Genomic DNA, 9,928 nt, shown 5'->3' with positions numbered 1-9,928 from the left:
TCAAACGCATCGAAGACGTGCGCGTGCTGCGCACCGCGCAGTTCCCCGAGGATGCAGGCCCCATGGCCCACCCGGTGCGGCCCGACAGCTACGTCGAGATCAACAACTTCTACACCGTCACCATCTACGAAAAAGGTGCCGAGGTGGTGCGCATGCAGCACAACCTGGTGGGCCGCGACGGTTTTGCCAAGGGCATGAAGCTGTACTTCGAGCGCCACGACGGCCAGGCCGTGACCTGCGACGACTTCGTGCAGGCCATCGCCGATGCCAACCCAGGCAGCCCGCTCACGCAGCACCTTGCGCAATTCAAGCGCTGGTACAGCCAAGCGGGCACCCCCCGCGTGCGCGCCGCAGGCCGCTATGACGCCGCGACCCGCTGCTACGCCCTCACACTGTCGCAAAGCTGCGCAGCAACGCCTGGCCAGAGCGACAAGCTGCCCTATGTCATCCCCGTGGAACTGGGCTTGGTCAACGCCAGCACCGGCGCCGCCCTGCCCTTGCACCTTGCAGGCGAAGACGCTGCGACAGAAGCCACATCGCGCGTCGTGGTGCTCACAGAGGCATCGCAGACTCTGACCTTCACCAACCTGGATGCAGAGCCCGTGCCTTCGGTGCTGCGCGGCTTCAGTGCCCCCGTGGTGCTGGACATCGAGTACACCGATGCCCAGTTGCTCACGCTGCTGGCGCACGACACGGACGCTTTCAACCGCTGGGAGGCAGGGCAGCGCCTGGCGCTTCGCACAGCTATTAGTTCAATAGCTAACAGCGCACAGGGGATAAGCGCTAGCGGCCGTTTTGAGCATCAAATTCTGTCCGCAGAGTTTGTCGCCGCCATGCGCGCCGTACTGGGCAACCCCGCGCTGGATGCAGCCTACAAAGAGCTGGTGCTCACCCTGCCCTCCGAGACCTACATCGCCGAGCAGCTCGACGTGGTGGACCCGCAGCGCATTCACGCCGTGCGCGAGGCCATGCGCGAAGAGCTGGCGCTGTCGCTACAAGCCGACTGGGAATGGACGTGGGAGCAAAACCAGGACACTGGTGGCTATAGCCCTGATCCTGTCTCATCGGGCCGCCGCGCGCTCAGCGGCTTGGCGCTGCACATGTTGTGCATCGCCGCGCAGAAGACGGACGATGGGGTCTGGCCCGGCAAGGCGTATCAACGCTTCAAGGCCGCCAGCAACATGACCGACCGCTTCAACGCCCTGACGGCCCTCGTGGCCAGCGGCAGCGAGCTGGCTGCACCCGCGCTTGCCCGCTTTCATGCCCTGTTCAAGGATGAACCCCTGGTCATCGACAAGTGGTTTGCGCTGCAGGCCGGCGCGCCAGACCGTTGCGGCAACGTCCTGCCCGCCGTGCGCCAGCTCATGCAGCACCCGGACTTCAGCCTGAAGAACCCGAACCGGGCACGCAGTGTGATCTTCAGCTTCTGCAGCGCCAACCCCGGCGCGTTCCACCGGTCGGATGCAGCAGGCTATGTGTTCTGGAGCGACCGCGTTATCGAGCTGGACGCCATCAACCCCCAGGTCGCCGCACGCCTGGCTCGCGCCCTGGACCGCTGGAAGAAGCTGGCAGAACCTTGGCGCACCTCCGCGCGCGAAGCCATTGCCCGTGTGGCCGCCAGGCCCTCCCTCTCCAACGACGTGCGCGAGGTTGTCACCCGCGCGCTGGCTGAATAACTCACGACCAAGAAGAGACCCCCATGGCAAAAAGCATCAGTCTGACCCGATACCTCGTTGAACAGCAACGGGTGGACGGCCTCATCCCATCCCAATTGCGCCTGCTGCTGGAAGTGGTGGCCCGCGCCTGCAAAAGCATCAGCCACGCCGTGAACAAAGGCGCGCTGGGCGGCGTGCTGGGCACAGCCACCAGCGAAAACGTGCAGGGCGAAATCCAGAAAAAGCTCGACATCATCGCCAACGAAGTGCTGATCGAAGCCAACGAATGGGGCGGCCATCTGGCGGCGATGGCATCGGAAGAAATGGACGGCATCTATCTGGTGCCCAATCGCTATCCGCAAGGCGAGTACCTGCTGCTGTTCGACCCCCTCGATGGCTCGTCCAACATCGACGTGAACGTGAGCATCGGCACCATCTTCAGCGTGCTCAAGAAGCCCGATGACGACCGTGGCGTGGAAGAAGGCGATTTTCTGCAACCAGGCACCCAGCAGGTTGCAGCTGGCTACTGCATTTATGGCCCCCAGACCACCTTGGTGTTGACCGTGGGCGACGGCGTCGCCATGTTCACGCTCGACCGCGAACAGGGCTCCTTCGTGCTGACCGAAGAGAACATCCGCATTCCTGAAGACACCAAGGAATTCGCCATCAACATGAGCAACATGCGCCACTGGGATGCCCCCGTGAAGCGCTACATCGACGAATGCCTGCAGGGCAAGGAAGGTCCGCGCGGCAAGGACTTCAACATGCGCTGGATTGCCAGCATGGTGGCCGACGTGCACCGCATCCTGACCCGCGGCGGCGTCTTCATGTACCCCTGGGACAAACGCGAGCCCAACAAACCCGGCAAGTTGCGCCTGATGTACGAAGCCAACCCCATGGGCTGGCTAGTGGAGCAGGCCGGAGGCGCCGCCACCAACGGCAAACAACGCATCATGGACATCCAGCCCACCCAACTGCACGAGCGTGTGAGCGTCATCCTCGGCTCCAAGAATGAGGTCGAGCGAGTGACCAGTTACCATTCCACGCTATAATCCGAGGCTAAGCCGGTGTAGCTCAGTCGGTAGAGCAGCTCATTCGTAATGAGAAGGTCGGGTGTTCGATTCATCTCTCCGGCACCAAATGAAAAGCCCTGATTCGCAAGAGTCAGGGCTTTTTTGTTGGCCGGTCAGGCGCTTGGTCAACAGCACGGGAGACATGGGACATGCTCTCAAACCCCGTTGAGTATCCCGAGCGCTGGTGTCGTTTATTCGTATTCAAAATTGTGCGACTCAGGCAGACTGGGACTGAGAATCGCATGCGCTCTCGCATGGCCCCAACGCGGTTGAGCAGCGAAAAGCGCCACTTCCGCTCCATCACAGTTTTCGGACACTATCCCATGACCACAGACCGCAGAGCACCCGTCGACCGAAGAGCTGGTACAGACCGTCGCCAGGACGAGAAAGGACCTCCGACCAACTTTGAACGGCGCCGCACGGTCGAAGCGCGACAACCGGAGTTGACGGAGTTGGATGTCAGCGATGAAGAACTGAAAGCCCTGGGCTTTGCACGCGATGAAGCGCCTCCCAAAAAGCCGGATTGAATCGACACGCATCGCACCGTGGAGATTCAGGGCTGTCTACGACGCCCCTCATCCAACAATCAGCCGGACACCTGGGCCGACACAGGGTTAGGAGCGCCCTACTCCGCCGACAACGCGAGGATGCGTTGCGCCACCATGTCCAAGGCGGGCTTGGTCACTCCCTGCTTGTCGGTCCAAACGCGGGGGGTGATGCTGCCGGTCAGCGCCAGCGAATCACCGTCAAGCAGTGCGCGAAGCGCAACGCAAACGCTAGCCTCGAACGCGATCACGTTAACGAACAATGTCTCGCCGTCCGCCGTGCTGGCGCGCACCTTGGCCACGGTAAATGGTTTACCTGCCTTGTCGATGCGCTGCTCCGCATCGCCGTAGAGCCTACCGGCCACCAGTCCATCGATCATGAGTGAGCATCCTTGACCACACTCGGGTCGTCATTAGTTTTTTGCGCGGCACACAGGCTCTCTCGGCAGCCTGCAAATGTCTGGTTTGCTGCCATTCGAACCTTAGAGGCGACGGGGCAGAGCAATGCGCCGACACGCCTGGTGACTCCGCCCTGCATCTCGCAAAAGCCATCAGCGTAGTCTTTCTCGCGCGCAGCAAAAAAGCCCAGAACCTTGCGATTCTGGGCTTTTGCTATCAATGGTCGGCGTGGCGGGATTCGAACTCGCGACCCCTTGCACCCCATGCAAGTGCGCTACCAGGCTGCGCTACACGCCGACAAGACTTAGATTATATGCAGAAATAACACTCAGTTCAGGGAAAGCAAGGCGCGAATTTCAAATAATTCTTTGCGCACGGCATTGGAGTCCAGAGCAAAGTTCGTTGCATCAATAGAAAGGTCGCGCGCTGAATCCAGCAACATGCTCGGCAGTTCAAAGTCGGCCAAGCCATCGGTGTCGTCAGGTGCCCCATCCTCGCGTGCCGGGTGGACCAATTCCTGAAGCCGGTTGCGGGCCCCGCTGATGGTGAAGCCCTGGTCATACAGTAGGTCCCGTATGCGGCGGATCATGAGCACCTCGTGGTGCTGGTAATAACGCCGGTTACCGCGACGTTTCATGGGGCGCAATTGCGTGAATTCCTGCTCCCAATAGCGCAACACATGCGGCTTGACACCGCACAACTCAGCGACCTCACCGATCGTGAAATAACGCTTGGCGGGGATGGAAGGAAGCGTAGTGCCCATGGAATCCAGATTCAAACGGGAAAGCCGACAAGGTTACTGCAGTCGCGTAAAACCCGCCAGCCACTCCAACACATTTGGTCACGAAATCGCCACAAACTCACACCACGGCAGCGGTCTGAATTTGTTCCTTGAGCTTGCTGCTGGCATGAAAAGTCACCACCCGGCGCGCCTTGATGGGGATGGCTTCACCCGTTCGCGGATTGCGGCCGGGGCGAGGTGCCTTCGTGCGAATTTGAAAATTCCCGAAGCCGGACAGTTTGACGTCTTTGCCTTCCACCAGACTTTGCGAGATGAGGTCGAAAAATGCGTCGATCATGTCCTTGGACTCGCGCTTGTTCAACCCGATCTGATCGAACAACAGGTCCGCCAACAACGCCTTGGTCAGCGCGGGAGTCTCCAGACTTTCAACTGCAAATTCGATCACGGTATCTCTCCCAGTCAGCATCGTCATGTTCTGTTCGCTTGTGTCGCCGTCCGTCAGCCGCGCAGTCGAGCGCCCACGCGCTGTGCAAGCTGCGTCACAGCAGCCTGTACGGTCGCCTCGATCTCGGCCTCGGTCAATGTGGCTTCGTCGCTGCCCAAGGTCAAGCGCACGGTAAGACTCTTCTCACCAGGGGCCAGACCGCCGACAGGCGTTTCCTCACCAGCCTTTAGCGGCTTGGGGCGGTACACGTCGAACAGCACGGCAGAGCGCAGCATGCCGCTGGGCACGGCGGCCTGTACGGCCGCCATCACGTCGGCATGCGTCACGCGCTCAGCTACCACCGGGGCCAGGTCGCGCTCGACGGCCTGGTGCTTGGCAACCGACTTGAACTGCGGCACCACGCGCTGCAGGACAGCGTCGAGTTCCAGCTCGAACATCACCGGAGCCTGCGGCAGATCCCAGGACTGGCGCCACTGTGGATGCAGCTCGCCCACAAAACCGATGGCACGCCCGTTCAGCAGCACACGCGCGCAGCGCCCGGGGTGCATGGCAGGATGGGTCGCAGGCTCGAAGGTGGCGTTCAACGGCGCCAACAGGGCCTCTACGTCGCCCTTCACGTCAAAGAAGTCAATGGACTGCTCTTTGCGGCCCCATTGCAGCGCATCGTTCGGCCCGTAGGCCAAACCAGACACGCGCATGGGCTGGTGAAAACCTTCCACCGTGGTGTCGGTGTTGCTCACACTGGCATCGCGCAAGAACACACGCCCCAGCTCGAACACACGCACGCGTTCTGCCTTGCGGTCGAGGTTGAACTTCAAAACTTGTAGCAATGACCCCAGCAGTGTCGAGCGCATGACGCTCATTTGGCTTGCAATGGGATTGAGCAGCTTGATGGGTTGCGCGTTCGCAGCCAACTCGTGTTCCCAGCGCTCCTCCACAAAACTGAAGTTGATCGTCTCCTGGTACCCCAGTCCTGCCAGCGAACGACGCACGGCAAACGGGCTGCGCGTGGCTTCGAGCGACAGCTTGGGGCTAATGGGTGCCAGTGGCGGCGTGGTGGGCAGGTTGTTGTAGCCCACCATGCGCGCAACTTCTTCGATCAGGTCTTCTTCAATCGTAAGGTCAAAACGATAGGCCGGCGGCTTAACGGTAAGCGTGCCCTCACCCTGCACCACAGGCAGTCCAAGACGCTCCAGCGCATCCAGACATTGCGCCTGTGTGAGCGGCATGCCGATGACCTTGGCTGCGCGCGCCACGCGCAGCGTGACAGGTTTGGAGTCCGGCAGATTGACCACTTGGTCATCCATCGGGCCGCACACGGTGTCGGGCGTACCGCAGATATCCATAACGAGCTGGGTGATGCGCTCGATATGCTCGACCGTCAGGCTTGGGTCCACGCCCCGTTCAAAACGGTGGCCCGCATCGGTGGAGAAATTGAAGCGGCGCGAACGGCCTGCCACTGCCTTCGGCCACCAGAAGGCTGCTTCGATGTAGATATGTTTTGTGTCGTCAGACACGGCGGTGGCGTCGCCACCCATGATGCCGGCCAACGATTCCACCTGGACGTCGTCGGCGATGACACCCACCTTGTCGTCCACCGTCACGGTGGTGCCATTGAGCAGCTTGAGTTGCTCACCCGGCTTGCCCCAGCGCACATCCAGGCCACCGTGGATCTTGTCCAGGTCAAAAATATGCGATGGACGGCCCAACTCAAACATCACGTAGTTGGAGATATCCACCAGCGGCGACACGCCACGCTGGCCACAGCGGGCCAACCGATCCAACATCCACTGAGGAGTGGCAGCGCGCGTGTTCACGTTGCGCACGATGCGGCCCGAGAAGCGTCCGCACAGGTCGGTCGCGCTCACCTTCACAGCCAGCTTGTCGGGCAGTTGTGCCCCCACAGCCGGGAACGACGGCTGCTGCAAGGGCACACCCGTGAGTGCAGACACTTCACGTGCAACGCCATACACACTCAGGCAATGCGCCAAGTTGGGCGTGAGCTTCAAGGTGAACAGCGTGTCGTCGAGGTTCAGGTGCGTACGGATATCCTGACCAACGGGCGCGGAGGCATCCAGCTCCAGCAGCCCCCCATGGTCTTCCGACAGCTTGAGTTCGCGGGCCGAGCACAGCATGCCCTGGCTTTCCACGCCCCGCAGCTTGCCGACCTTGATGAGGAAAGGTTTGCCGTCGTCACCTGGCGGCAGCTCGGCGCCCACCATGGCGCACGGCACCTTGATGCCCACGCGGGCATTGGGTGCGCCGCACACGATATTGAGCAAGGCACCCTGGCCCACGTCCACCTGGCACACGCGCAGGCGGTCAGCGTCGGGGTGCTGCACGGCCTCCTTGATTTCGCCCACGACGATGTGGGTAAACGGCGGAGCGACAGGACGGAGTTCTTCGACCTCCAGCCCCGCCATGGTCAGCGTGTCGGCCAGTTCTTGGGTGGTCAGCGGAGGATTGCAGAATTCGCGCAACCAGGACTCAGGGAATTGCATAGGGAGATTCTTTGGCGTTAGCTCTTAAAAATATAGCTGGTTGCGCTTGTCAATAAAGGGGTTGAATGCCCCATGGCATTGAAACCTAATGAAATCAAGCGCCAGCAGCTCACTTTTTTGCGTTACTGAAACTGCGACAAGAAGCGGATGTCGCCATCAAAGAACAAACGCAGGTCGTTGACGCCGTAGCGCAGCATGGTCAGGCGGTCAGGCCCCATGCCGAACGCGAAGCCGATGTACTTTTCGGGGTCAAGGCCCATGTTGCGCACCACGTTGGGGTGCACTTGGCCCGAGCCTGCCACTTCCAGCCATCGACCCGCCAGGGGACCGGTCTGGAACTGGATATCGATCTCGGCGCTGGGCTCCGTGAAGGGGAAGAAGCTGGGGCGAAAGCGCAGCACCAGGTCGTCGCTTTCGAAGAAGGTGCGGCAAAACGCCGTGAAGATGACCTTCAGGTCCTTGAAGCTCACGTTCTCGCCAATCCACAGGCCTTCGCACTGGTGGAACATGGGCGAGTGTGTGGCATCGCTGTCCACGCGGTAGGTGCGGCCGGGCGCAATCACCCGAATCTCGGGCATGGGCTGGCCCGCATCCAAAGCAGCGCGGTGCTTTTTGACATGTTGCACCGCGTGGCGGATCTGCATGGGGCTGGTGTGCGTGCGCAGCAGGTTGGGCGCGGTGGCAGTGCCGCCCTCGACATAAAACGTGTCGTGCATCGAACGCGCAGGATGGTCTTCCGGCGTGTTCAATGCGGTGAAGTTGAACCAGTCGGTTTCGATCTCAGGGCCCTGGGCCACGTCAAAACCCATGGAGCCAAAAATGCCCTCGATGCGTTCGAGCGTCAGCGACACAGGGTGCAAACCGCCCTGCCCGCGCTGGCGACCCGGCAAGCTGACGTCCAGCGCTTCAGCCTTGAGTTGTACCTGCAACTCCGCATCGGCCAAGGCTTGGCGCCGGGCCGTCAAAGCGGCTTCAATGGCTTGCTTGGTGACGTTGATGGCCGCGCCACGGGATTTCTTTTCGTCCACCGACAGCTGCGCCATGCCCTTCATGAGCTCGGTCACGCGGCCCGACTTGCCGAGAAACTGCGCCTTGGCGTTTTCCAGATCAGCGGGAGTGGCGCTTTGGGCAAACAGTTGCGTCGCGCTCTCAACCAGGGAATCCAACTCGTTCATACGACTCTTTATCGCTCGTGAAAAATAAACAAGGGCTAGTGCCTTTTCAAGCTCTAGCCCTTGCTGTTATTGCGCAAGCAGCTATCAGAACGATAGCCGCTCATCGTGATCTCAAGCAGCCAGCTTGGCCTTGACTTGGTTCACGATGCTGCCAAAGGCAGCCTTGTCGTGCACTGCGAGGTCGGCCAGCATCTTGCGGTCGATCTCGATAGAAGCCTTCTTCAGGCCGTTGGCGAACTGGCTGTAGGTCAGGCCCAGTTCACGGGCAGCGGCGTTGATACGGGCGATCCACAACTGGCGGAACACGCGCTTCTTGGTGCGGCGGTCACGGTAGGCATATTGCCCAGCCTTCATTACCGCCTGTTTGGCGATACGGTAGACATTACCGCGGCGACCACGGAAACCCTTAGCGAGGGCGAGAACTTTCTTGTGACGGGCACGGGCCGTTACACCACGTTTGACGCGAGGCATGTATGTACTCCTTGTTCGTCGTTAATTAAACGCCCATGCCGGGCAGCATCTGTGAAATCGAGGCCATATTGGTCTCGTGCACAGCGACTGCACCACGCAGGTGGCGCTTGTTCTTGGTGGTCTTCTTGGTCAAGATGTGACGTTTGAAGGCTTGACCGCGCTTGACGGTGCCACCGGGACGAACGCGGAAACGTTTTTTCGCGCTGCTCTTGGTCTTCATTTTGGGCATGTGAATGCTCCTTTTCGTTGTGCTCGTGAGGCGTTTGCAAACCGATCTGCAACCTTGTTGGCCCCGAGCCACTTTTATTGAAGGGATTTCGCCCCTCGTTCGACGGTACCAAAGCACCGCCTCTGACCATTCTGCCCTCGCAGGCAGAGCGGTCAAATTCTCAAATCAATCAGCTCAATCTCAAGCAGCGCTGCCAGCCGACGAAGCGCCTTCGGCAGCGGGTTTCGCAGCGGCGGGCTTTTTACGGCCGGGGGCGATCATCATGATCATCTGGCGGCCTTCCAGCTTGGGAAACTGCTCGATGAGGATGGTGTCGCCCAGTTCATCGCGAATGCGATTGAGCAGGGCCAGTCCCAATTCCTGGTGCGTGATTTCACGGCCGCGGAACCGCAGCGTAATCTTGCACTTGTCACCATCCGCCAGAAAGCGGCGGATGTTGCGCATCTTGATGTTGTAGTCGCCATCGTCCGTACCGGGACGGAACTTGACTTCCTTGATCTCGATGACCGTTTGCTTGGCCTTGGCTTCGGCAGCACGCTTTTGCTCTTGGTACTTGAACTTGCCGTAGTCCATCAAGCGGCACACTGGCGGATTCGCTGTAGCAGCGATTTCCACCAAATCCACGTCCAACTCGCCCGCCATGCACAAGGCTTCCATCAGACTGACAACGCCCAAAGGCTCGTTCTCAGGACC

The 9,928-nt window shown here is 60.5% G+C and carries 11 protein-coding genes and 2 tRNA genes; 4 read left to right on the top strand and 9 right to left on the bottom strand.

Annotation, left to right across the window (positions count from 1 at the left end; translation table 11 throughout):
• The 4 genes from ACK41V_RS17905 to ACK41V_RS17890 all read left to right on the top strand — a co-directional run.
• Positions 1–1,676: DUF3458 domain-containing protein (locus tag ACK41V_RS17905; RefSeq protein WP_409784252.1), on the top strand; the 1,676-nt coding region annotated here is incomplete at its 5' end.
• Positions 1,677–1,699: 23 nt separating this feature from the next.
• Positions 1,700–2,707, top strand: a complete 1,008-nt coding sequence (locus tag ACK41V_RS17900) for a class 1 fructose-bisphosphatase (protein ID WP_409784250.1) — start codon at positions 1,700–1,702, stop codon at positions 2,705–2,707.
• An 11-nt stretch (positions 2,708–2,718) separates the two neighbouring features.
• Positions 2,719–2,794 (top strand) — tRNA-Thr (locus ACK41V_RS17895).
• A gap of 257 nt (positions 2,795–3,051) precedes the next feature.
• Positions 3,052–3,255: a hypothetical protein gene (locus ACK41V_RS17890; RefSeq protein WP_409784248.1), complete on the top strand. Its 204-nt coding sequence runs from the start codon at positions 3,052–3,054 to the stop codon at positions 3,253–3,255.
• A 98-nt stretch (positions 3,256–3,353) separates the two neighbouring features.
• Here ACK41V_RS17890 and ACK41V_RS17885 read toward each other — a convergent pair whose 3' ends face one another.
• The 9 genes from ACK41V_RS17885 to infC form a co-directional block, all read right to left on the bottom strand.
• Positions 3,354–3,653: a single-stranded DNA-binding protein gene (locus ACK41V_RS17885; RefSeq protein ID WP_409784246.1), complete on the bottom strand. Its 300-nt coding sequence runs from the start codon at positions 3,651–3,653 to the stop codon at positions 3,354–3,356.
• A 239-nt stretch (positions 3,654–3,892) separates the two neighbouring features.
• Positions 3,893–3,969, bottom strand: a tRNA-Pro gene (locus ACK41V_RS17880).
• 31 nt (positions 3,970–4,000) lie between these two features.
• Entirely contained in the window at positions 4,001–4,435 is a 435-nt protein-coding gene (locus ACK41V_RS17875; protein WP_409784244.1) for a MerR family transcriptional regulator, read from the bottom strand.
• 97 nt (positions 4,436–4,532) lie between these two features.
• Positions 4,533–4,886: an integration host factor subunit alpha gene (locus ACK41V_RS17870; RefSeq protein ID WP_409784242.1), complete on the bottom strand. Its 354-nt coding sequence runs from the start codon at positions 4,884–4,886 to the stop codon at positions 4,533–4,535.
• Positions 4,887–4,912: 26 nt separating this feature from the next.
• The gene (gene pheT / locus ACK41V_RS17865) at positions 4,913–7,360 is read right to left on the bottom strand and encodes a phenylalanine--tRNA ligase subunit beta (RefSeq protein WP_409784240.1); all 2,448 of its coding nucleotides are present in this window, start codon (positions 7,358–7,360) and stop codon (positions 4,913–4,915) included.
• A gap of 122 nt (positions 7,361–7,482) precedes the next feature.
• On the bottom strand, positions 7,483–8,535 hold the full coding sequence (gene pheS, locus ACK41V_RS17860; protein ID WP_409784238.1) for a phenylalanine--tRNA ligase subunit alpha: 1,053 nt from the start codon (positions 8,533–8,535) through the stop codon (positions 7,483–7,485).
• A 111-nt stretch (positions 8,536–8,646) separates the two neighbouring features.
• Positions 8,647–9,006, bottom strand: a complete 360-nt coding sequence (rplT, locus tag ACK41V_RS17855) for a 50S ribosomal protein L20 (RefSeq protein ID WP_121420463.1) — start codon at positions 9,004–9,006, stop codon at positions 8,647–8,649.
• A gap of 25 nt (positions 9,007–9,031) precedes the next feature.
• The gene (rpmI, locus tag ACK41V_RS17850; protein ID WP_100410054.1) at positions 9,032–9,235 is read right to left on the bottom strand and encodes a 50S ribosomal protein L35; all 204 of its coding nucleotides are present in this window, start codon (positions 9,233–9,235) and stop codon (positions 9,032–9,034) included.
• A 180-nt stretch (positions 9,236–9,415) separates the two neighbouring features.
• On the bottom strand, positions 9,416–9,928 hold a 513-nt coding region (gene infC, locus ACK41V_RS17845), incomplete at its 5' end, for a translation initiation factor IF-3 (protein ID WP_409784236.1).

The organism is Acidovorax sp., assembly GCF_046291265.1.
Lineage (GTDB): Bacteria > Pseudomonadota > Gammaproteobacteria > Burkholderiales > Burkholderiaceae_C > Acidovorax.
Note: the sequence above shows the minus strand (reverse complement) of the source record. Positions and strands in the feature narration are given on the sequence as shown.